Source organism: Pseudorhodobacter wandonensis (assembly GCF_001202035.1).
GTDB classification, from domain to species: domain Bacteria; phylum Pseudomonadota; class Alphaproteobacteria; order Rhodobacterales; family Rhodobacteraceae; genus Pseudorhodobacter; species Pseudorhodobacter wandonensis.
In genome coordinates this window covers 291820-313302 of the sequence record NZ_LGHT01000025.1, presented here as the reverse complement: position 1 = coordinate 313302, position 21483 = coordinate 291820, and the positions used below count along the sequence as shown (strand labels likewise).

The 21483-nt window shown below is 57.1% G+C and carries 22 protein-coding genes; 8 read left to right on the top strand and 14 right to left on the bottom strand.

All coding sequences use genetic code 11. The features are described 5' to 3' along the window. Positions 1 to 98 precede the first annotated feature (98 nt). On the top strand, positions 99 to 1523 hold the full coding sequence (locus AKU79_RS05520) for a Do family serine endopeptidase (RefSeq protein WP_050522555.1): 1425 nt from the start codon (positions 99 to 101) through the stop codon (positions 1521 to 1523). Positions 1524 to 1583: 60 nt separating this feature from the next. Here the strand turns inward: AKU79_RS05520 and AKU79_RS05515 are convergent, their stop codons facing one another. After that, positions 1584 to 2216 carry an HD domain-containing protein gene (locus tag AKU79_RS05515; RefSeq protein ID WP_050522554.1) on the bottom strand — a complete coding sequence of 211 codons (633 nt, stop codon included), beginning with the start codon at positions 2214 to 2216 and terminating at the stop codon, positions 1584 to 1586. Further along, positions 2213 to 2743, bottom strand: coding sequence for a peptidoglycan-binding domain-containing protein (locus AKU79_RS05510; protein WP_050522553.1), 531 nt, complete (start codon positions 2741 to 2743; stop codon positions 2213 to 2215). Before AKU79_RS05510 ends, AKU79_RS05515 begins: the two co-directional genes overlap by 4 nt. A 183-nt stretch (positions 2744 to 2926) precedes the next feature. Here AKU79_RS05510 and AKU79_RS05505 point away from each other — a divergent pair, with 183 nt between their 5' ends. Both AKU79_RS05505 and AKU79_RS05500 read left to right on the top strand, forming a co-directional pair. Continuing rightward, positions 2927 to 3250 (top strand): 2Fe-2S iron-sulfur cluster-binding protein, encoded by a 324-nt coding sequence (locus tag AKU79_RS05505; protein ID WP_050522552.1) that lies wholly within the window; start codon positions 2927 to 2929, stop codon positions 3248 to 3250. Continuing rightward, on the top strand, positions 3250 to 3942 hold the full coding sequence (locus AKU79_RS05500) for an FG-GAP repeat domain-containing protein (protein WP_050522551.1): 693 nt from the start codon (positions 3250 to 3252) through the stop codon (positions 3940 to 3942). The genes AKU79_RS05505 and AKU79_RS05500 overlap by 1 nt, the downstream gene beginning before the upstream one ends. On the opposite strand, the gene AKU79_RS05495 is transcribed toward AKU79_RS05500, so the two are convergent. The 8 genes from AKU79_RS05495 to AKU79_RS05460 all read right to left on the bottom strand — a co-directional run bounded on the left by AKU79_RS05495 (position 3939) and on the right by AKU79_RS05460 (position 12994). Then, on the bottom strand, positions 3939 to 5345 hold the full coding sequence (locus tag AKU79_RS05495) for an amidase (protein WP_050522550.1): 1407 nt from the start codon (positions 5343 to 5345) through the stop codon (positions 3939 to 3941). The genes AKU79_RS05500 and AKU79_RS05495 overlap by 4 nt on opposite strands. A 128-nt stretch (positions 5346 to 5473) precedes the next feature. Next, positions 5474 to 6499 carry an extracellular solute-binding protein gene (locus AKU79_RS05490; protein ID WP_050522549.1) on the bottom strand — a complete coding sequence of 342 codons (1026 nt, stop codon included), beginning with the start codon at positions 6497 to 6499 and terminating at the stop codon, positions 5474 to 5476. Between the two features lie 22 nt (positions 6500 to 6521). Further along, entirely contained in the window at positions 6522 to 7325 is an 804-nt protein-coding gene (locus AKU79_RS05485) for an ABC transporter permease (protein ID WP_050522548.1), read from the bottom strand. Then, complete coding sequence (locus AKU79_RS05480; RefSeq protein WP_050522547.1) at positions 7318 to 8232, bottom strand: ABC transporter permease; 915 nt, start codon at positions 8230 to 8232, stop codon at positions 7318 to 7320. The genes AKU79_RS05485 and AKU79_RS05480 overlap by 8 nt, the downstream gene beginning before the upstream one ends. Before the next feature lie 3 nt (positions 8233 to 8235). Next, complete coding sequence (locus AKU79_RS05475) at positions 8236 to 9300, bottom strand: ABC transporter ATP-binding protein (RefSeq protein ID WP_050522546.1); 1065 nt, start codon at positions 9298 to 9300, stop codon at positions 8236 to 8238. 75 nt (positions 9301 to 9375) lie between these two features. Continuing rightward, on the bottom strand, positions 9376 to 10827 hold the full coding sequence (locus AKU79_RS05470; RefSeq protein ID WP_050522545.1) for an amidase: 1452 nt from the start codon (positions 10825 to 10827) through the stop codon (positions 9376 to 9378). Positions 10828 to 10855: 28 nt separating this feature from the next. After that, positions 10856 to 12604 carry a response regulator gene (locus tag AKU79_RS05465; RefSeq protein WP_050522544.1) on the bottom strand — a complete coding sequence of 583 codons (1749 nt, stop codon included), beginning with the start codon at positions 12602 to 12604 and terminating at the stop codon, positions 10856 to 10858. A gap of 72 nt (positions 12605 to 12676) precedes the next feature. After that, entirely contained in the window at positions 12677 to 12994 is a 318-nt protein-coding gene (locus AKU79_RS05460) for a DUF6476 family protein (protein ID WP_050522543.1), read from the bottom strand. Here AKU79_RS05460 and AKU79_RS05455 point away from each other — a divergent pair. The 3 genes from AKU79_RS05455 to rpoH all read left to right on the top strand — a co-directional run bounded on the left by AKU79_RS05455 (position 12993) and on the right by rpoH (position 15867). Further along, a complete protein-coding gene (locus tag AKU79_RS05455; protein ID WP_050522542.1) occupies positions 12993 to 14042 on the top strand; it encodes an RluA family pseudouridine synthase in 1050 nt (349 codons plus the stop codon). The two genes, AKU79_RS05460 and AKU79_RS05455, sit on opposite strands and share 2 nt — an antisense overlap. A 96-nt stretch (positions 14043 to 14138) precedes the next feature. Further along, positions 14139 to 14792, top strand: a complete 654-nt coding sequence (locus tag AKU79_RS05450) for a DUF924 family protein (RefSeq protein ID WP_050522541.1) — start codon at positions 14139 to 14141, stop codon at positions 14790 to 14792. Positions 14793 to 14970: 178 nt separating this feature from the next. After that, on the top strand, positions 14971 to 15867 hold the full coding sequence (gene rpoH, locus AKU79_RS05445; RefSeq protein WP_050522540.1) for an RNA polymerase sigma factor RpoH: 897 nt from the start codon (positions 14971 to 14973) through the stop codon (positions 15865 to 15867). Positions 15868 to 15917: 50 nt separating this feature from the next. Here the strand turns inward: rpoH and AKU79_RS05440 are convergent, their stop codons facing one another. Further along, positions 15918 to 16712, bottom strand: coding sequence for a DUF2145 domain-containing protein (locus AKU79_RS05440; protein ID WP_050522539.1), 795 nt, complete (start codon positions 16710 to 16712; stop codon positions 15918 to 15920). Between the two features lie 20 nt (positions 16713 to 16732). Next, positions 16733 to 17086, bottom strand: a complete 354-nt coding sequence (locus tag AKU79_RS05435) for a hypothetical protein (protein ID WP_156209490.1) — start codon at positions 17084 to 17086, stop codon at positions 16733 to 16735. Between the two features lie 135 nt (positions 17087 to 17221). On the opposite strand from AKU79_RS05435, the gene AKU79_RS05430 reads away from it, so the two are divergent. Together AKU79_RS05430 and AKU79_RS05425 are read left to right on the top strand one after the other, a co-directional pair. Beyond that, entirely contained in the window at positions 17222 to 18214 is a 993-nt protein-coding gene (locus AKU79_RS05430; RefSeq protein WP_050522537.1) for a Gfo/Idh/MocA family protein, read from the top strand. Continuing rightward, positions 18211 to 19152, top strand: coding sequence for a capsular polysaccharide export protein, LipB/KpsS family (locus AKU79_RS05425; protein ID WP_050522536.1), 942 nt, complete (start codon positions 18211 to 18213; stop codon positions 19150 to 19152). Before AKU79_RS05430 ends, AKU79_RS05425 begins: the two co-directional genes overlap by 4 nt. Here the strand turns inward: AKU79_RS05425 and AKU79_RS05420 are convergent. Both AKU79_RS05420 and AKU79_RS05415 read right to left on the bottom strand, forming a co-directional pair. After that, positions 19141 to 19482 (bottom strand): MmcQ/YjbR family DNA-binding protein, encoded by a 342-nt coding sequence (locus tag AKU79_RS05420; RefSeq protein WP_050522535.1) that lies wholly within the window; start codon positions 19480 to 19482, stop codon positions 19141 to 19143. The two genes, AKU79_RS05425 and AKU79_RS05420, sit on opposite strands and share 12 nt — an antisense overlap. Positions 19483 to 19485: 3 nt before the next feature. Beyond that, the gene (locus tag AKU79_RS05415; RefSeq protein ID WP_050522534.1) at positions 19486 to 21330 is read right to left on the bottom strand and encodes a M3 family oligoendopeptidase; all 1845 of its coding nucleotides are present in this window, start codon (positions 21328 to 21330) and stop codon (positions 19486 to 19488) included. Positions 21331 to 21483 lie beyond the last annotated feature (153 nt).

Here is a 21483-nt window from a genome sequence, read left to right as displayed (position 1 = left end):
GAACGCGGTGTCGCAACCCGCATCAGGAGGATGTTCGAGTGATTTCTAAAACTGTCGCAACCGCAAAACGCGTAGAAAGCCTGCCGACCACGGGCTTTATGCGCGGATTGACCGCATTGGTCCTTGGCGCGTCCCTTGTTCTGGCGCAAGCTATGACTGTTGAAGCACGAGGCGCGCCGGAAAGTTTTGCCGATTTGGCTGAGTCGATCAGCCCGTCGGTTGTCAATATCACAACCTCGACCACTGTCGCCGCAAGCACCGAGGCTGTGCCACAAGTGCCGCCGGGTTCACCGTTCGAGGATTTCTTCAAGGATTTCATGGATCGCAATGGCAACGGAGAGAGCAGGCCGCGCCGGTCCGAAGCCTTGGGGTCGGGCTTTGTGATTTCCGAGGATGGTTACATTGTAACCAACAACCACGTGATCGACAAAGCCGATGAAATTGAGATCGAGTTCTTTTCGGGTAAGAAATTGCCTGCAAAACTGATAGGCACCGATCCAAAAACCGACATCGCTTTGCTGAAGGTCGAAAGCGATACGCCGCTGCCGTTTGTGCCTTTTGGCAACTCGGATCTGATGCGCGTTGGCGATTGGGTTATCGCGATGGGCAACCCGCTGGGTCAGGGGTTCTCGGTTTCGTCCGGTATCATCTCGGCACGCGGTCGCGCCCTGTCGGGCACTTATGATGATTATCTGCAAACCGATGCTGCGATCAACCGTGGCAACTCGGGCGGGCCGTTGTTCAATATGGATGGTCAGGTTATCGGTGTGAACACCGCTATTCTGTCGCCAACCGGTGGGTCAATCGGGATCGGCTTTTCGATGGCGTCGAATGTGGTCAACAAAGTTGTAGACCAGCTGAAGCAATTTGGCGAAACGCGTCGCGGCTGGTTGGGTGTGCGCATTCAGGATGTAACAGCCGATGTTGCCGAAGCGATGGGTTTGGTTGATGCCAAAGGTGCATTGATTACCGATGTGCCAGACGGGCCAGCCAAAGACGCCGGTTTGAAATCGGGCGATGTGATTACGTCGTTTGATGGTGCGTCGGTTGCCGACACCCGCGAATTGGTGCGCCGTGTGGCCGATGCACCAGTGGGCGAGGCTGTGCGCGTTGTCGTGATGCGTGACGGAAAATCGGAAACTTTGTCGGTTACCTTGGGCCGCCGCGAAACCGCCGAGGGGGAACCTGTGCCCGCCGCTGCGAATAACGAGGCTGCGCCGGCCGCTGTTGAGGTTTTGGGAATGACGCTCAAAACCCTGACAGCCGAAGATGCAACCGCGTTGGGTATGCCTGCGGACTCTGCGGGGCTTGCTGTGGTTGAAATTGATGAGATGTCCGAGGCCTTTACCAAAGGCTTGCGCGTTGGCGACGTTATCACCGAGGCAGGTCAGCAAAAGGTAATGACAGTCAAGGACTTGCAAGACCGCGAAGACGAGGCCCGCAGCGCCGGCCGCAAATCTTTGCTGTTGTTAATCCGCCGAGGTGGCGACCCGCGCTTTGTTGCGATCGCTATCGACAAGTAAGCTTTTGATCTTCAGGAAAAGGGGCGGCGGGGAAACCTGCCGCCCTTTCTTATTTGTGCCTTAACCCAGCTCTTGCAGCAGGCAAGACCGGAAAGTGCGCATCCATTCCACGCGGGCCAGCGCCATATCGCGCCCCGGTGCGGTGCGCATGGTCTGCGCGATGGGGAACAGCTTTACCTCTAGGTGATCCAAAGAAAAACGCTTGTCATCCAGCGGCCGGTTCAGGGCCATCGGGTCATCCGCGTCAAACAGCAGCCCGCCCATAGCACCGCCGACATGAAACATTCGCGCAATGCCAATCGCGCCCAAGGCCTCTAGCCGGTCGGCATCTTGCAAGATTTCGGCCTCGAGTGTTTTGGGCGTAATATTGGCAGAAAAGCTGTGTGCTGCAATCGCATGGGCCACAGCCGGAATTTTAGCGGTGGGAAAGGTGGTGCCTGCCAAATATTCTGCGGCCCAATTGGCCGAGGCCAATGACGCCTGTGCCCGATCGGGGTGATTTTTCGGCAGGTTTACCGCGTCATGGAAATAGGCCGCAGGTAACAGGATTTCCAGATCTGCGCCGCCCAGTGCCAAGGCTATACCCTGCGCGTTGGCCCAAACGCGATCCAGATGCCCCAGATCATGCGCGCCATCGGTTTCATCGGCCCAATGCGCGGCAATTTTGGCCCTGAAGTCTGCTTGTGTCATCATTTGAACTCGGTCGCTGAAATCCCCAGTCGCTGGGCCGCCGCCAAAGACAGTCGCTCACTATCCAACCCCAATGGCTCTTGGAACTGGCGCAAGGCACGGCGCGTGGGGGCATCCAACTGCCCTGTCACACCATCGCGGTAATATCCCCGCGCCTTTAGCGCACGTTGCAAACTTGCAATGAAATCAACGGTAACCACTTCGGGGCAGGGCGTGCGGAACCAAACCTCACGGCGGTCTTGGACGATGCGCTGCGATGCTGCTGTTTGGAATACGGCTGTGGAAATCAGTGCACCGTCAGGCCCCCGTACCTCGGGGCGCACCAGAACCTGCTCGGTCACTGTTTCAATCACTGCAGGCGTAACATCGTCGGCCCAGCAAATCCCTTTGCCTTCGCTCGGTGGTTTTGAGCCCTTTTTCGTCACCAGTTCCTTTTGCAGGCTGTTGTTCAAAACCGGCGCGTTGGGAAGGTTGGGTTGGCACCCCGTCACGGCAATCGCCAGTAAGAATAAAAGGGCAGGGCGATGCATCGGCGTTACTCGTTCAAGGTTTCAGTGCCGCACCATAGCGCCATTGGCCCCAAAGGAAAGCGGCCAAGCAAATGCTTTTCAGAACGGCGTTGCGCTTTGGTCGCGGCTTGGACTGGCAAATGCCTCTGAACTACCTTAAATCAAAGGCGAACCAATTGGGTTAGTGAAGGATAAGGGACGACCATGGCCAAGATCACCTATGTAGAATTCAGTGGCAAAGAACATGTGGTTGACGTGAAGAACGGGCTGACCGTAATGGAAGGCGCACGCGACAACGGCATTCCGGGGATAGAGGCCGATTGCGGCGGTGCCTGCGCCTGTTCCACTTGCCATGTCTATGTAGACGCCGCGTGGGTTGATAAGTTGCCCGCCAAGGATGGCATGGAAGAAGACATGCTCGATTTCGCTTATCAGCCTGATCCCGTGCGCTCGCGGCTGACTTGCCAGATCAAAGTGACTGATGCGGTTGACGGCCTGCGCGTGCAGATGCCCGAAAAACAAATCTGATGGCGCGCGCGCTTACCACCGCCTGTGCCCTGCTGTGCAGTTGTGCCGCGCAGGCCGAGGTGACAAGCGCGCAGCTAATCCAAGCCACCACGCGCTATGACCACGCCATTCTAGGCGATGCTTTGGAATGGGGCGGGTTGCGCCTGACGGGCCCCAGCGGCACGGTTGAGGTAACCTTGCCACAAAGCCGCGTGTTCGAGGATGTGACAGCCCGCGTGGCCGACCTTGACGGCGACGGTACGACCGAGGTGCTGGTTGTTGAAACCGACATTGCGCGAGGTGCCTCATTGGCGGTGTACGACATCGCGGGCAGGGTGACGGCTACACCATTCATCGGCCGCACCCATCGCTGGCTTGCACCTTTGGGCGTGGGCGATCTTGATGGCGATGGTCTGCCTGAAATTGCCTATGTCGACCGCCCGCATCTGGCCCGTGAGCTGGTGATCGTGCAATTTCGCGGCGACAGGCTGACCGAAATCGCCCGTATCAACGGGCTGACCAATCACCGGATTGGTGACAAAACCATCACCGGCGGCATCCGCAATTGCGGGCAGGGCAATGAGGCGATACTGGCCAGTGCCGACTGGTCCAAAGTTATGGCCGTGCGGCTAGAGGGGCGCAATTTGCATGCCCGCCCGCTTGGCAAGTATTCACCTGGCGCGATCAATCAAGCCTTGGCCTGCAAACTCTAAAGCTTGGGCGCGTGCTTTTCCGGCCAATCGGTCGCCATGTGATAGGCCTGCCCCATCGCCAAAACCGCAGCATCTGCACCAGCGCGCCCGATCAACTGGACCCCCATCGGCAGGCCATTCGCGCCAAACCCCGCAGGCAGCGCCAAGGCTGGCAAGCCAATCAGGCTGGCGGGTACTACCACTTCCATCCACCGGTGATAGGTGTCCATTGCCACGCCGTTAATCTCTTGCGGCCATCGCCACTCAACCGGAAATGGCCAGACCTGCGCGGCAGGCAGCACAAGCGCATCAAATTGCTCAAACAATCCCGCCGCCCGCGCATACCAACGTGACCGGATGACCGAGGCGTCATACACAGCCGCCGCCGTCAGGGTTAAGCCCTGTTCAATTTCCCAAAGCGTCTCAGGCTTGGTTTGCGCTCGATGCGCAGCGTTTTCATAAAGCCCGCGTTTGGCCCCCGCATTCAGCATTGCCCGCAGCGTCACCCATGACTGCCACAGCTTTTCTGCGGGAAAGGGCGGCGCAAGCGGTACCACCTCGGCCCCCAATTCCTCAAACACCCGCAGCGCCGTTTCTGCTTGCGCCAAGATGCCGGGCTCCATCGCATATGCCCCACCCCAATCGCCCAACCAAGCAATCTTTTTGCCGCGCATATCGGCAGGTACAGGCGCTGCAAAATGCGCCGAGCGCCCGAACGGCGCCGACGGGTTTTCGCCCGCCAACACATCCAACAACAACGCCAAATCGACTATGTTGCGCGCCATAGGTCCATCAGTCGCCAATGTCGCCATGAAAGTGTCGCCAACCGCATCACCGGGCACCAGCCCCCATGTTGGCCGAAACCCGTAGACATTGCAAAACGCTGCCGGATTGCGCAGCGATCCCATCATGTCCGAGCCATCCGCAACCGCCAACATCCGCGCGGCCAAGCCAGCAGCGGCACCGCCTGATGACCCCCCGGCGGTGCGCGAAAGGTCATACGGGTTGCGCGTCACCCCATGCACAGGGTTAAAGCTGTGCGAGCCATGGCCCCATTCCGGTGTGTTCGTCTTGCCAATGAAAATCGCCCCTGCCGCCCGCATGCGTGCGGCCAAAAGATCGTCGTTAACCGGGACATAATCGGAAAACACTGGCGACCCATAGGTCGTTCGCAAGCCCTTGGTTGCCACCAAATCCTTTACCGCCATGGGCAGGCCATGCAACGGCCCACGCTGTTGTGCCTTATCCGCTGCCTTCGCTTCAGCGATCAACGCATCGGCATCACGGAGGCTAACAATGGCATTTACGGCAGGGTTCGCCGCGTTGATCTTCGCCGAATAGGCTTCCATGACCTCAGCACAGCCCACCTCGCGCCGCGCAATCATTGCAGCCAAAGTTTCGGCAGAAATCCTAGTCAAATCCACCGGAAGACCCTTTCATCTATCCAAAAATATCCTGGGGGTAACAGTTTTGTCCCTGACAAAACTGTGCAGGGGGGCAACGCCCCCTGCGGCCCGGCGGTGGCTCGATGCCGCCGCCGGGCTGGGCTTTGTTACTTTTGCAACTCGGTCCAAATTGCGGTCAGATACTCTTGCGATTTCTGGCCACAGGTCGGCAAGAAACGCCCCGCCTTTGCCAACTCTGCAGGCGTGACAACCTCGGGCGCAGTTTTCATTTCCTCTGGCATAAACTCGCCCGAGCCAGCAATCCCGTTGGCGTATCGCGCATAGGCCGAGATCATCGCTGCGTTTTCGGGCAGCATGATGAAATCAATGAACTTATAGGCGTTGTCCACATTCTTGGCATCTGACAGCAAAGCGACCGAGTCCATGAACAACGGGTAACCTTCTTTCGGGTAGCCAAATGCCACATCCGGGTTCGCCAAGCGTGCTCGCATGCTCGACCCGTTCCAGTTCACGCTGGCTGCCCAGTCATTGTTTGTCATCTTTTCAGTCGCGCCATAGTCCATCGACAGCCAGTCTTTCTTGGCCTCGACCACCAGATCACGTACTTTTTTCAACACTTCGGTGTCTTCTGTACAAGGTTCGCCGCCGACATTGAAAATGGCCATGTTCAAAACATCGGTCATTTCGGGCACAACGTTGATTTTGCCTTTCAATTCGTCCGGCACACGCAAGAAGAGATCTGACGTGTTGATGTCACCTTTGTAAACTGACGTGTTTACAGAAATCCCGACCGAACCCCACTGCCACGGCACCGAATATTTGCGCCCCATATCCCAAGGCACATCAACCCATTCGGGTGCGATGTTGCCTTTGTTTGCCAGCTTGCTTTCGTCAAGCTCAACAATCAGACCTTTTTCAACCCAGATCGGGATATAGTTCGCCGAAGGCACTACAAGGTCAAATCCTGCCCCGCCGGCCTCTACCTTTGCCAAGGCGGCTGTGTTGCTGTCATAATCGGTGACCGTCACTTTGATGCCGGTTTCATCTTCAAACTTTTTCAACAACTCGGGCGACGTATAATTGCCCCAGTTGTACAGTTGCAATTCGCCCTCGGCCGCCGCCAGTGAGGTGCTGGCCAAAAGCAAAGCAGTAGCAGTCAAGATCTTTTTCATAGGTCGTCTCCCAGTTGGTTTTTTAGTCTTTCTTGCGCGTCAAAACAAAAAACGCGGTTAACATCACCACTGTCAGCGCCAGCAACACTGTTGAAATGGCGTTAACTTCGGGTGTCACAGCCCGGCGCATCTGGCCCAGCATGTACGTCGGCAGGGTATCTTGCCCGCCGGATTTCACAAATTCGGTGATAACGACGTCATCCAAACTTATCACAAATGCCAGCATTGCGCCTGCGATAATTCCTGGCAGCATCAGCGGCAAAGTGACATATCGAAACGCTTGCCAATGGCTTGCGTAAAGATCGGCCGCAGCGGTTTCCAGTGTCAAATCCATACCTTCCAACCGCGCCCGAATGGGCAAATAAGCAAAGGGAATGCAAAAGGCTGCGTGCGCAATAACCAGATAGATCAAACCGTTATAGCCCGTTGCAACTTTGATCGAGGCAAAGAAGATCAACAGTGCCACGGCTGTTACAATTTCGGGCACCATCAGCGGCTGGTTAATCATCACATAGATAAAGGTCTGCCCCTTAAACGCCTTTCTGCGCGTTGTACCCAATGCCGCCATTGTCGCCACCGTTGTCGCAATGGCCGAGGCCGAGGCTGCAATGATCAGGGACCGGATGGTCGCGCCCTTGACTGCCTCATTAGCCCAGGCCTTGCCGTACCAGTCGAAAGAAAATCCTTCCCACAGCGCCACCGATTGCCCGCTGTTAAAGCTGAAAACCACGAGCGTAATGATTGGTAAATACAACAGCACAAAGGCCGAGATGGCGATAAATTTGAACCCTGGAAGGCGGGCCACTTCAAAGCTGCGGTCAGCCATGTGGGTTGCCCTCCTTATTGGCTGCACGCACGTAAACCAGCAGCGCCACCATCACGACAACCAGCAAGGTCATCGATAATGCCGCCCCTAGCGGCCAGTTGCGGCCTTGCCCAAATTGTAGCTCGATAAAGTTACCGATCATCATGTTCTTGCCACCGCCCAGCACGCGGGGTGTCACATAGGCACCTAGCGAGGGCACAAAGACCAAAATCGATCCGGCCACGATTCCCGGTTTTACAATCGGCAAAATCACGCGGCGCAGTACCCGAATACGGCTGGCATAAAGGTCATAGCCCGCCTCTAGCAGCCGCATATCAAACCGGTCAATCGCGGCATACAGCGGCAGTACCATCAGCGGCAGATAGACATAGGCCATACCGATCAGCACTGCCGTATCGGTATAGATAATCCGGATCGGTTCGGAAATAACACCCAGCCAGATCAACGAGGTGTTCAACAGCCCTTCGTTGCGGATCACCTCATTGATCGCCACGGTTCGGATCAGCAGGTTGGTCCAAAAGGGAATAGTGATCAAAAACAGCCAGAATGCGCGCTGTGCAGGGGGCCGTGTGGCGATGAACCAAGCCGTTGGAAAACCAACCAGAAAGGTAATTGCTGTGGTCATCAGCGATAGTTTTACCGACCGCCAAAAGATGGTCATATGCGCATCGGCCAGCCCCCAAGTGCCATCAAAGATGTCCTTGGTGAACAAAATCCCGATCCAGCCGTTCAGATCCCATTCCCAGATCACATTACCATATTGGCCGGGCGTCAAAAACGAATAGGCCAATACAATCAGCAACGGCCCCGAGGCCGCAAAAAGTAGCACCACCAGTGCGGGTGCCGACAGCAGCCATGCAGAACGGGTGCGCGCTGCCTCGGCTTTGGTTTCTGCCTCAGAAGTCAATGCCTAATCCCCCATCACTTGCAGGGCGTCTTGCGCCAGAACCACACCTACAGCGGCGCCTTTTTGCATTTCGACCCCACCTGTGGCGGGGCTTTGCTGACGCGCGACGATCTCGGTGCCATCGGAAAGGGTTACATGCACATGTGTATCGGTGCCAAAATAAACAGTTGATGCAACCGTGGCCAGTATCGCCCCCGCCGTATCGACTGCCACCACCCGCACCTGTTCGGGCCGAATGGCAAGGCCAACCGGGCCGCGCGGGGCCACGACATCCAGCATAGCGCCATTGCCCAATTTCACGCGCGCACCATCGCTTATGCCAGCCAGAAAATTCGTCTCGCCGATAAAGCTGGCGACAAAGCGGTTGGCGGGGCGGGTGTAAATATCGCGCGGCGGGCCGACCTGTTGGATTAGTCCCGCGCTCATCACCGCAATTCGGTCGCTCATGGTCAGGGCTTCCTCTTGGTCGTGGGTCACGAATACAAAGGTGATGCCGGTCTCTTGTTGCAAGCGTTTCAGTTCAATCTGCATTTCCTTGCGCAGTTTCAGGTCCAGCGCCGAAAGCGGCTCATCCAGCAAAAGAACCTTGGGCGTGGGGGCCAAGGCGCGGGCCAAAGCCACGCGTTGTTGCTGCCCGCCCGAAAGTTGGCTGGTCTTGCGATCGGCCATTGGTTCCAGCTGCACAAGGGCCAGCATGCGTGCCACGGTGTCTTTGATCTCGGCGCGCGGGCGGTCCTGCATTTCCAATCCGAAACCGATGTTCTGCGCCACGGTCAGGTGTGGAAACAGAGCATAGCTTTGAAACACTGTATTCACCGCGCGCTTGTTCGGCGGCAAATTGGTGATGTCGTCGCCATCCAGCAAAATCTGGCCCGAGGTAGGCGTTTCAAAACCTGCAATCAGTCGCAAAAGCGTGGTTTTCCCGCAGCCCGAGGGGCCTAGCAGGGTAAAAAACTCGCCCTGTTTGATTTTGACCGAGACGTTGTCCAGCGCTGTCACCGCAACCGCACCTTGCCCAAATGTCTTGACTGCATTTCGGGCTTCGACGGCGATCGTGGTTTCAGGCATAATAGGCTCCTTGATGGGATTCCCTTTATCCTAGGCGCGTATTTTCCCACAAATCAAGGGCTTTTGCCAAATGGTTCAGAAAGCGCCGGCCCAGATTGGTGGGCGCTTGTGGCCCCAAGGGGCGGCGCGTTCCAGTTCGGCGCACAGCGCGATCAGCGTCTCATCCGCGCCGAAACGTGCGGCCAGATGAATGCCGATTGGCAGGCCAGCCGCCGATTGCCCCAGCGGTACCGATGCGGCCGGTTGCCCCGATGCATTGAACACCGCGCAGAAAGGCGAATAGTCAAATACGCGACCCGGCCCGATGCGGTAATCGACGTAATCCTCTGGTGCGTGGTTAAAGCGGCCGATCCGGGCGGGCGGCTCGGCCAAGGTGGCGCTAAGGATCACATCAGGGGCGCCTGTACCGTCAAACACTGCGGCCATTTCCCGGCCAAGGGCGTGGATTTCATTCACCGCCTCAAGGTAGCGGGTAGGGGGCAAGGTTTGGGCATGGGCCAATGCCCCGCGCCCGATGCCTTCGACGTAGTCCAGAGAAAGCTGGCGTGATTTCAGTGACTTGGCTATCGAAAGCGCGGTGCCAACGGCGACAATATCGGTCCAGGCCCGCATCATTCCTGTTATGTTTGCACGGGGCAGGCCAGGGGTGACCTCATGCCCAAGGCTTTCCAGCAGCCGCCCTGTTTGATGCACGGCGGCGGCGCAGTCAGGGTCAATCGCCGCGCCGGTAAAGCTGGTATCACACAGCATCACGCGCATTCGCTTTGGCGGGCGGCTGATCGCATCGGCATGGCTGCGCAAAAGCGGCGGCGCGACATAAGGCGCACCAAGGTCCGGCCCTTCGCAGGCATCCAGCATTACCGCCGTATCGCGGACCGAGCGTGTCAGAAACCCGTCAATCGCCATGCCGGCCCAGCCTTCACCGACATAGGGACCATCGGGCAGGCGTGCGCGGGTCGGTTTGAAGCCGAATAACCCGCAAGAAGACGCCGGTATCCGCACTGATCCGCCGCCATCCGACCCATGCGCAAAGGGCACAATACCTGCCGCCACAGCCGCCCCCGCACCACCCGAAGACCCGCCGGGTGTGTGGCCCAGCGCCCAAGGGTTGCGCGTCGGGCCACCATAAACCGCGCTTTCTGTGGCAGGCCCTATTCCGCCTTCGGGCGCAGTTGTGCGGCCAAAAGTCACGACGCCGGTTGCTTGAATACGGGCAAAGATGCTGGAATTTTGGGCATATTGCGTGTTGGCGAGCAGTCGCGAACCATTGTGCCCGGGAAAATCCACCGCCTCGCAGCCCAGATCTTTTAGCAAGAACGGCACGCCCTGAAACGGCCCATGCAGCAGGCCTGCCGCGATATGCGCACGCGCGACCGCTTCTTGTACCAAAACCACGGCGTTCAACTCGGGGTTCAGCCGTTCCACCGCCGACAAGGCGCTGTTCAACAGCTCTTCTGGGCTGACACGGCGGGCGGCAACAGCTGCGGCGAGGTCGGTCGCATCAGGGATAGGCGGATAAGAGGTCATGCAAAGGCCTTTCGTACTCTGACTTGGGCTAATCTGACCTTGCTCTACCCTTTTTGTCCAGCACAGCCTTGATTTCGGCTTCTATGCGCGCGGGGGTGATCGGCTTGGCCAAATAACCGTCAACCCCGCTGGCCATGTATTCGGCGCGGTGTTCGGCCATTGCATTGGCCGTCATCGCGATCACTGGAATTTTGGCAAGAGGGCCGGGCAAGCTGCGAATGCGCGCAAGCGTCTGTAAACCGTTCATTTCTGGCATGTTCATATCAAGCAATATCAGATCGGGGCAGGATGTGGTTATGATTTCCAAAGCTTTTGCGCCACTTTCGGCCTCAATCATCGCTGCCCCGAGCATGCGCAAATAGGTCGAGGCGACGAGCCGGTTGGTCGCGATATCATCAACCACCAAAACCCGCAGGCCAGTGGTGGCAGCAGCAGGGTAGGGAATTTGGGTCGCCTGCGCCACCGATGCAGGACTGTCGGTTACATCGGGAAGACCCAGTTTCAATGTCAATATAAAACGCGCGCCGCTTTGGCCTTCGGTATTCCCGGCCAAGGTAAGATCACCGCCCATCTGTCGTGCCATCGTACGGCATATCGACAGCCCGAGCCCGTTGCTTTCCGTCCCTCCTAGCGGCCTGTAGGCCTGCGAGAATGGCGCAAACAAGCTGCGGTGCAAATGGCTTGGAACGCCTGGTCCGGTATCGGAAATCTCTATCCGCATTTGCGGGGCGCCTGATGCATCCGAGGCAAGATCTGCCAAGACATGAATGCCGCCATCCTGGGTATTTTTCAGCGCGTTTGACAGCAGGTTCGACATGCATTGCCGCAAACGTTTCGGGTCCAACAGCCATTCTTTGCCAAGCTGTGGATCAATTTTATGGGTCAAGGCTAGGCCTGCCTCTGTGATTGCAGGCTGAAACAGATTTGCCACGGCCAGGACTTCTGTGCTTGGCACAACACGTTCTGTCCGGATGGGCAGGCGCCCTGCCTCAATCGCCGACATATCCAGAATATCGTCGAGAATGGTTGAAAGTCCCTCGGCGGCAGAAATCAGAACCGCCAGTCGGTTTTGGCTAAGAGCATCCTTTGCGCGGCGTTGTTCAGCATGGCCCATGCCAAGAATGGCGTTCATCGGCGTGCGCAGTTCATGGCTCATCTGCGCTAGAAACCGGCTTTTGGCGTTATTACTGGCCAAAGCTGCCTTACGGTCCAATGCGGCTGTGCGGTGCAAAGTGTTGTTTGAATGCATTGCGATCAAAGTATAGATCAAGACCGCGTTGGCAGCGAGGGTTGACACGCCCAAACCCAAGTAGTCGTCAAAGCCAAGCCAATAAACCGCGTTGCCAACAAGGGTCACCAATGCAACAGCAGTGAACCCCACATACCCAAAGGCCATATGGATGGTGCGTGCCGAGATGATCTGCATCAGCGTCACCATGATTATGCCGACAGCAAATGGCTTGGCATAGTCATCGTCGACTTGCCAGATCAACGCGGCCGAAAGCGAAAAGAACAATTCCATCACAAATGTACAAAATATAACAAAAAGATAGCGGGCAGGGTGCCGCCTTGGGTCTAACGCACGCATATATCGCATGCTGGCAATTTCTGCGCCAAGAACCATGATTCCGATAACAAGCGCTATCCAAAGCGGAAGATAGATCGTTGTTAAGGCTATGCCCAACATTGTCAGCGGTAGGCGGCCCCACCGCTCGCGCCACAACAGGTCATGTTGGCGCTTGATCTCCTCTTTGGCGTTAGGGTCTTGAAACAGCACGGTATTTCCTTTGAAATCGTGGCAGCCTGGTCAGATGGGGGGCGGGCAATCTGTTGTGCCGCAGGCCGCAGTCTATTTTACAGTGATCTGCATTTCTTGTTGCAACGCCCCGTCAGCACCAAAGATCATGATGCGATCATCTTTGGTCACAACGGCCACCCAGCCCGCGCCAAAGGTCACGGCCTGCGGCTCTGCGCCGGATGGCAAAGAAATGCTTGCTGGCAGAGAGGGCGCAGCGCTTTGTGCGTCAAATCCTTGCTGCATACGGGTGACAAGCACTGCAACCACCGTTATGACGCCGATAATCATGGTGAGTGTAAGCACAATCACCAACCCTTTTAGTAACCTGAGGCTGGGCGGAAGCCCTTCCGGTGCCGGAGCCTGATCCATGGCCAATTCTTCCTTGTCGCTGTTGCACGTCACCATTGGCGACTTCCCGCCTGACCGCCTTGATAAGGCGCTTGCTCGTGATGTGCCAGAAGAAGCGTCACTTTCGCGCTCGCGCTTGATGAAGATGATAGCCGAGGGGCTGGTTTGCCTTGATGGCGTTGCGGTGACCGATCCCAAGGCCAAGGTGGAAGAGGGCCAAACCTATTCCCTGACGCTGGAACCGGCTGCCGATGTTGATACTGTGGCCGAGGATATCCCGCTGGAAGTGATGTGGGAGGATGACGATCTGATCGTGGTCAACAAACCTGCAGGCATGGTTGTGCATCCGGCCCCGGGGTCTTGGAGCGGAACGTTGGTCAATGCGCTGCTACATCATTTCGGTGGCAATCTGTCGGGTGTTGGCGGCGAAAAGCGGCCCGGCATCGTGCACCGGATCGACAAGGAAACCTCGGGACTTTTGGTCGTGGCGAAATCTGACCGCGCGCATCACGGGCTTGCCGCGCAGTTTGAGGCACATTCCGTGCATCGCCGCTATCTTGCTGTTGTCAATGGTGCCCCTGACGCCGCTGACCCGCGTCTGCGCGGTATCAAAGGTGCCAGTTTTGAGGCCAGCAATATTTTGCGCATTGCCACCAACCTTGCCCGTCACAAAACCGACCGCCAGCGCCAAGCCGTGTTCTTTGAAGGCGTCGGTCGGCATGCCGTGACCCGTGCCCGCACGTTGGAAACCTTTGGCACGCCGCCTGTTGCCGCGCTCGTGGAATGTTGGCTGGAAACTGGCCGCACCCACCAGATCCGCGTTCATATGGCCCATGCAGGCCACGGGTTGATCGGTGATCCCACATATGGCGGAAAGCGAAAAGTCAGTGAAAAAGCCGTCGGGCAGGCTGCGGTCGCTGCCGTTGCGGATTTTCCGCGCCAGGCCCTGCATGCCGCCACCTTGGGTTTTGAGCACCCTGTCACCGGGCAGATGCTAGAGTTTTCATCGCCTTTGCCCGATGACATGGCGGACTTGTTGGTCGTCCTGCGCGGAGAGGTGCAGGCCTAAGCGTAAGTGCCCAAGGCTTGCCCGATTGCATAAACCTGTTATCCTTGTCGTATAGGGCAACCGCATTTGGGTACCTGAGGATGACAACGTAAAGTGATGGCAGAAAATCCGGCTGACTTGATAGAATTTGATCCGCAAACCGTCCTTGACCTTTGGTTTCCAGATAATGGCCATTGGACATCAGCTGAAACGCATCGTGCGTTTTGGGATGAGCGGATGCATGGCGGGATGGATGCCGCGATCATTGATCGCTTTGCCGCGCTGACCTATGCCGCTGCTACCGGGCAACTTGACCATTGGGCCAAGACCGCGCGCGGACGGCTGGCATTGTTGATAGCGCTGGACCAGTTTCCGCGCTCGCTCTGGCGCGATACGCCGGCAGCCTTTGCGCAAGATATCAAAGCTGCCCGATTGGCCGAAGAGGGCATTGCCAACGGTGATTTTGATGGCCTTGAAGCTTGGGAGCAGACGTTTTTTGTCATTGCAATAAGCCATTGCGAAGGCCCCGAACATGTGGAACGGATGTATCGCCACCGCGCGACCGTAGAAAAAATCGCGGCCAATCTGCCTGCCATTCTTGCCCCAATGGCCGACCGGCTGCGCGGCCAGCATGAAATTGTGACCAGTGTATTGGAGCGTTTTGCCCGCCACCCGCACCGCAACGCCATTTTGGGGCGCCCCTCAACAGCGGAAGAAGCCGCATATATCGCCACCGGAGAATTTCCGCATCTGCGTAAAGTTGCCGAATAGGCGATGCGTGCCAAGCTAACAAGTTTGTGATCTGGCCGACATATATCTGGAACTTCGACAGAATAGGTAACAATTTACGTTCAACATACGAAATCGGGCGAAACCTTAGCCCGGACATATGTCGGATAGTGCCAATCCGCGGCACGGCAAATGACCGAATGCGGAACGGAGGACGATGATGAGTACTTATGCAAATCTGCCAGCACCAAGCCCGGAACAAGGGCTGAACCGCTATATGCAGGAAATCCGCAAGTTCCCGCTGCTGGAACCCGAAGAAGAATACATGTTGGCCAAGCGCTGGGTAGATCACCAGGACAGCACGGCCGCGCATAAAATGGTCACATCTCACCTGCGACTGGCAGCCAAAATTGCCATGGGCTATCGCGGCTATGGCTTGCCCCAGGCCGAGGTGATTTCCGAGGCGAACGTGGGCCTGATGCAAGCTGTCAAACGCTTTGACCCCGAAAAAGGCTTTCGCCTTGCCACCTATGCGATGTGGTGGATCCGTGCCAGCATTCAGGAATATATCTTGCGTTCGTGGTCATTGGTCAAACTCGGCACCACTGCCGCGCAGAAAAAGCTGTTTTTCAACCTGCGAAAAGCCAAGGCAAAACTTGGCGCGTTGGAAGAGGGCGATCTGCGCCCTGAAAACGTCGCCCAAATCGCGCGTGATCTGAATGTGACCGAGGATGAGGTCATTTCAATGAATCGCCGTTTGTCCGGCGGAGATGCATCCTTGAACGTGACCGTTGGGGCCGAGGGCGAAGGTACGGCCCAGTGGCAAGATTGGCTGGAAGACGAAGACAGCGACCAAGCCGGCGACTATGCCGAAAAGGACGAATTGGACATTCGCCGCGATATGATGGTGCAGGCGATGGCTGTCTTGAACGATCGTGAAAAAGACATCCTGGTGCAGCGCCGTCTGAATGATGTGCCAGCCACGCTGGAAGAGTTGTCCGAAACCTATAGTGTCAGCCGTGAACGCATCCGCCAAATCGAGGTGCGGGCCTTTGAAAAGTTGCAAGATAAAATGCGCGAGCTGGCCCGCGAAAAAGGCATGGCCATTCCTGCATAAGACAAAATGGCCCCAAAGCGGGGCCATTTTTTTTGCACAGATACAGACGCTTAATATCGGTAGGCCGCTTCGGGCGTTAAACGGTACACTTGGCTTGCCAGACCATTTGCCTTCATGAAACGGGCGATAGAGCCAAAGGTTGCCGTTGCCACCACCGGGCCGTGATCGGATGTGGTTAGTGCTTGGCTTGCTACAGGGGCCAGTGCCCGCTTTACCCCGCCAATCGCGATGACCTGCGGTTTGAAATAGGCGGCTTCATTCGCTTTGATCTGTGCAATGTCGCGGGTGCCGTAGATAGTGGACATTATGACATCCAGCGTATGCTCGGTGCAGTTCTGAAACTCGGATGTGAAAGGATTGGCCAGCACCGAATAGCGCGGGTTATGCAGTTTCGCGTAGGTCGGGCTGTTGATCACCGCGAGCAGTTTTTTCTGCAACCGGATGTCTGGAATAATAATCCCCGCGTCAAATCGATAGGCGCCAGCAAAGAAATCGGCAGGGCTGTCCTGTACCAACTTGCTGCGCGTGCCGTTTTGCCCCTGTTGATAAAGGTTGTAGGCGCGGTATCCGGTGCCGGTTTTGCCATCTGCGGTTTTTATCTGCGACAGTACCCAAAAGCTGACATGCGTGTAGTGCACGCCCGCAGGCAAGTGGTCGGGGTTGCGGCCCATCCGTGCCACTATCGCCACATGTGCGCCACGCGCAGCCAGATCCTGCTGAACCCGGTTTGAAAACGCGGCCACTTCATTTGCCGGCAACTGGGGCCTACCGGCCTCGGAACTGCCCGCATGAACGGGCAGGGCCAAACACAGTGCAAGAAACGCAAGGATAATCCAACGATACATGATGCTCTCCTGTTGCAAGGTTAATCGAGACGCGGTGCGCCGTCGGGTTTGACGTGGCGCGTGGGTTTATCGTCACCCGTCGTGGCAAATGCGCTGCCTGCGGCCATCGAGCCGGTGCCAACCTCGGCCAGCGCGGCGCCGGAAATCGTGATGCCTGCGCCAAAGACGACCAGTGGCACAGCCACTACGGCGGCTGCCCCCGATGCAATTGCTTGCGACGATTGGCTTGACGCCTGACCCGAGAGATAGCCGGCCTGCGCCGAGTGTTCCGAGCTGCCGCCTGCAAGGGCAGGGGCCACTGTCAGGCCAAGGGCTGGGAGTAGGGCTGTAAGCTGCTTCAACATGACATCCTCCATTGGTTGAACGTTGTTCATTGAACATTGTTCATATTTCTGGAGTCGTCAATGGAAAGCGTGAACGAGGTTCACTTACGTGGCGTCACGTGTGGGCGAACTATATCTTTCCCAATCACGCGGGGCGGGTTAGGCTGCCGCAAAAAGGGGAATAACATGACAAAACCGATCCGTTGGGGAATCCTTGGTGCTGCAAAGTTCGCACGCGAGCATATGGCACCTGCCATTCACGCGGCCAAAGGTGCCGAGCTGGCTGCCATCGCCACCTCTTCGCCCGAAAAGGCTGCGCCGTTCAGGGCCTTTGCACCGGGCCTGAAAACCCATGCCAGTTATGACGCGCTATTGGCTGACGCCACAATCGACGCGGTTTACATCCCGCTACCAAACCATCTGCATGTGGAATGGACGCTAAAGGCGCTGGCGGCAGGCAAACATGTGCTGACCGAAAAGCCGATTTGCCTGCGCGCGGATGAAATTGCAAAGATCATCGCCGCCCGTGACGCGTCTGGCCTGCTCGCGGCCGAGGCTTATATGATTGTTCACCACCCGCAATGGCACCGAGCCCGCGAACTGGTACAATCCGGTGCCATTGGCAGCTTGACCCATGTGGATGGCGTGTTTTCCTATGATAACCGCAGCGACCCCGGCAATATCCGCAACAAAGCCGATACCGGTGGCGGCGGCATTTATGATATTGGCGTCTATACTTACGGCTCGGCCCGCTTTGTGACAGGGGCCGAACCCGAAAGCCTGAGCTGCGTGATGCGGCAGGAAAATGGCGTTGACGTTTGGGCGCAGGTAACGGGGCTGATGGCCGGCCCGCTGGGGCGCTACACCTATTCCGCCATTACCTCGATGCGGTTGCACAACCGGCAGGAAATGACCTTTCACGGCGACAAAGGCGTGATCCGCCTAACCGCGCCATTCAACCCCAATGTCTTTGCCGAGGCCCAGTTGGAGCTGCGCCAAGGTATGTCCGTCACCACTGAGCGTTGGCCCGGCGTTAACCATTACGTGCTGCAAGTAGAGAACTTTGGTGACAGCATCAGAGGCGGCACGCCCTATGCCTGCCCGCTGGAGTTTACATACGGTACTGCCGCTATGATCGATATGGCCTTTGCCAACGCCTCGGTGATCTCGCTAGCGTGAGTGGTTTTACCTTTCACCTTCCCGGCACGGTTCTGCGTGACCGGGCCGAGATGAAACCTTATTACGCCAAGCTGACCCAAGGCTTGGCGGCACGGGGGCACCGTGTCACGCTTGCGCTGCATGACCGATTGACGCTGTTGCCCGAGGTGGCGACAAGCGATGATTTTCATATCGTGGACCATGGCACCCAGCGCCACGCGCGGGTTTTGAACACCGGCATCGCCTATGTTTACCCGTTTTGGAACCTCGACCCTTGGGGCATTCGAGCGCTGTCATCAATTTCCGAAAAATCATTTTATCCCAATGTGATAGATAGCGAACTTGCCACGGATTTTGCCAATCGGTTGCGTAAGCGTTGGGTCAAGCAGCGCAAATCGCGCTATGAGCAACCTATGCAAACCGCGCAGATTCCATCGGGGTGTATTGCCGTCTTTCTGCAATCTGAAGGCCACCGCGATGCAATGGAAACCTGCCATCTTGATTTGCGCCAGATGGTTAAGGCGCTGATGGCGCGCGATGATCCGCGTGCCATTGTCATCAAGCCGCATCCGCGCGACCACGACCCTACCACCCGCCGGTTTTTAAACCGCATCGCAGGCCGTGACCCGCGTATTCAGATTGCCGACGCCAATATCCACGATATTCTGGCGCAGGCTGCCGTTTGCGTTACGATCAATTCGGCGGTCGGGATCGAGGCGATGATGCAGGGCGTGCCGGTTGTGCTGTGCGGCCAAACCGATTTTCACCATTGCGCCGTGACGGTAAAGACTGCCGCCGAAATGGAGGCCGCTATTGCGCAGGCGACACAAACCACTTGGCCACATGACGCGTTTTTGTACTGGTATTTCGACCTGAACTGTATTAATGCGGGCAAAGAAACGCTGGTCGATGATTTTCTGGCGCGGGTCGCTGCTGCAGGTTATCCACTAGCCCAATAGCTCGACTTGTTTTTTCTTGGTCAGCCCTGCGAACACCATGTCATAAGACGCAACCAAATGGTCACGTAGCGCCGCATCCGAAAGCCCCTCGGTCCCGTAATTCTTTAGCCATTTCAGGCCCCGTGACGCCATGTACGGGGCAGGGCCAATGCCTGGCCCGCCCTGTAGCACCTCAAACGCCATGTCGCTCGCCTTGAATGTCACCCCATCGTCCCAGTTGATGGCAAAGACCTTGCCGCCCACTTTCCAGACATCGGCGCCACCCCATTGCACGACATGGGTCACCGCGCGAAGCGATCGACAAATCGCGTTGATCTCTTCGCGCGTCATCAGTCAGTCTTCCATTGCTTCCAGCTCGTCAATAAAGCCGGAAATCATATCAAGACCCTTATCCCAGAACGCGGGGTCGCTGGCATCCAACCCGAATGGCGCGAGCAATTCCTTGTGATGCTTGGACCCACCGGCTTTCAGCATCTCAAAGTACTTTTCCTCAAACCCCGGAAGGCCATCGGCATAGGCGGCATAAAGCGCGTTAACAAGGCCATCACCAAAGGCATAGGCGTAGACGTAGAACGGCGAATGCACGAAATGCGGGATATAGGCCCAAAAGGTTTCATACCCGTCCATAAAGTCGAAGACCGGCCCAAGGCTTTGTGCCTGCACCGACATCCACAGCGCGTTGATATCGTCCGGCGTCAGTTCACCATCGCGGCGCGCCTCATGCAGTTTGCACTCAAAGTCGTAAAACGCGATCTGGCGGACGACCGTGTTGATCATATCCTCAACTTTGCCCGCCAGCAGGGTCTTGCGCTCGGCCTTGGTCTTGGCGCCGTCCAAAAGCTTGCGGAAGGTCAGCATTTCGCCAAACACGCTGGCTGTTTCGGCCAAGGTCAGAGGGGTGGATGACAATAGCTCGCCTTGGCCTGCTGCCAGAACCTGATGCACACCATGACCAAGTTCATGCGCCAAGGTCATGACATCACGGGGTTTTCCCAGATAGTTCAGCATCACATAGGGGTGTACTGTGGTGACAGTAGGGTGCGCAAATGCGCCCGGTGCTTTGCCCGGTTTCACGCCGGCATCAATCCAGCCCTTAGTGAAGAACGGCTCGGCCAGCTCGGCCATTTTGGGCGAGAACGCGGCATAGGCCTCGGTCACGGTTTTGCGGGCTTGGTCCCAATTTACCAGCTTGGGCGCTTCTTGCGGCAGGGGTGCGTTGCGGTCCCAGACCTGCAAGGTGTCCAGCCCCATCCACTTGGCTTTCAGCGCGTAATAGCGGTGCGACAGTTTCGGATACGCGGCGACAACGGCATTGCGCAGCGCCTCGACCACCTCAGGTTCCACATGGTTTGCCAAATGCCGACCAGCTTGTGGGTTGGGCATCTTGCGCCAGCGGTCTTCGACCTCTTTCTCTTTACACAACGTATTATGAACGCGCGCGAACAGTTTGATATTCTTATCAAAAACCGCAGCAAGTGCACGCGCAGCCGCCTCGCGTTTCGCGCGGTCCGTGTCGGTCAGAAGGTTCAGCGTGGCCTCAAGGTTTAGTGGCTCTTCCTCGCCAGCCACCTCAAACATTAGGCCCGCCATGGTTTCATCAAACAAGCGGTTCCACGCGGCGGCCCCGACAGTGGATTGGTCGTGCAGGAACTTTTCCATCTCATCCGACAATTGGTGCGGGCGCATGGCGCGCATGCGGTCAAACACCGGCTTATACCGTGCCAGATCGGCATTGGCGGCAAGCAATCCCGCCAGATGCGCTTCGTCCAAGCGGTTGAATTCAAGGCTGTAAAATACCAAAGGCGTGGTAAACGTCGTGATCTCATCCTGCGCATCGGCCATAAACTTGGCGCGCTCGGAATCCATCGTGTTTTGGTAATAGCGCAAGCCGGCATAGGACATCACGCGCCCTGCCGTTACATCGATCGCCTCATAGGCCTGTACGCAGGCCAACATTGCGGCGGCATCCAAGGTGGCAAGCTTGCCTTCGTATGTGGCGGCGAAATCTGCACAGGCCTTTTCCAGCCAGTCCATATCGCGGTCAAACTCGGGCGCATCGGGCGAAGGGTAGAGGTCGGTCAGGTCCCAATCGGGCAGCTTGCCCAAACCGCCTGCACCTGTGGCATTGGCGTCAAACACAGGGCGGCGGTCAAACAGCATCTTGGTAAACAGCGTCATGGGCAAACCTCTTTTTCATTTGTACCTATCTAGGGGTGCTGCCCCAACTTGCGCAACCCCGCCCGCCAAAAACTGCTTTGAGGGCTGGCGCCTAAATTTTGGGCGCACCCTTGGATGCCGCGCCAAAAAACAGCGCGTCACTCTTTCCTTTCT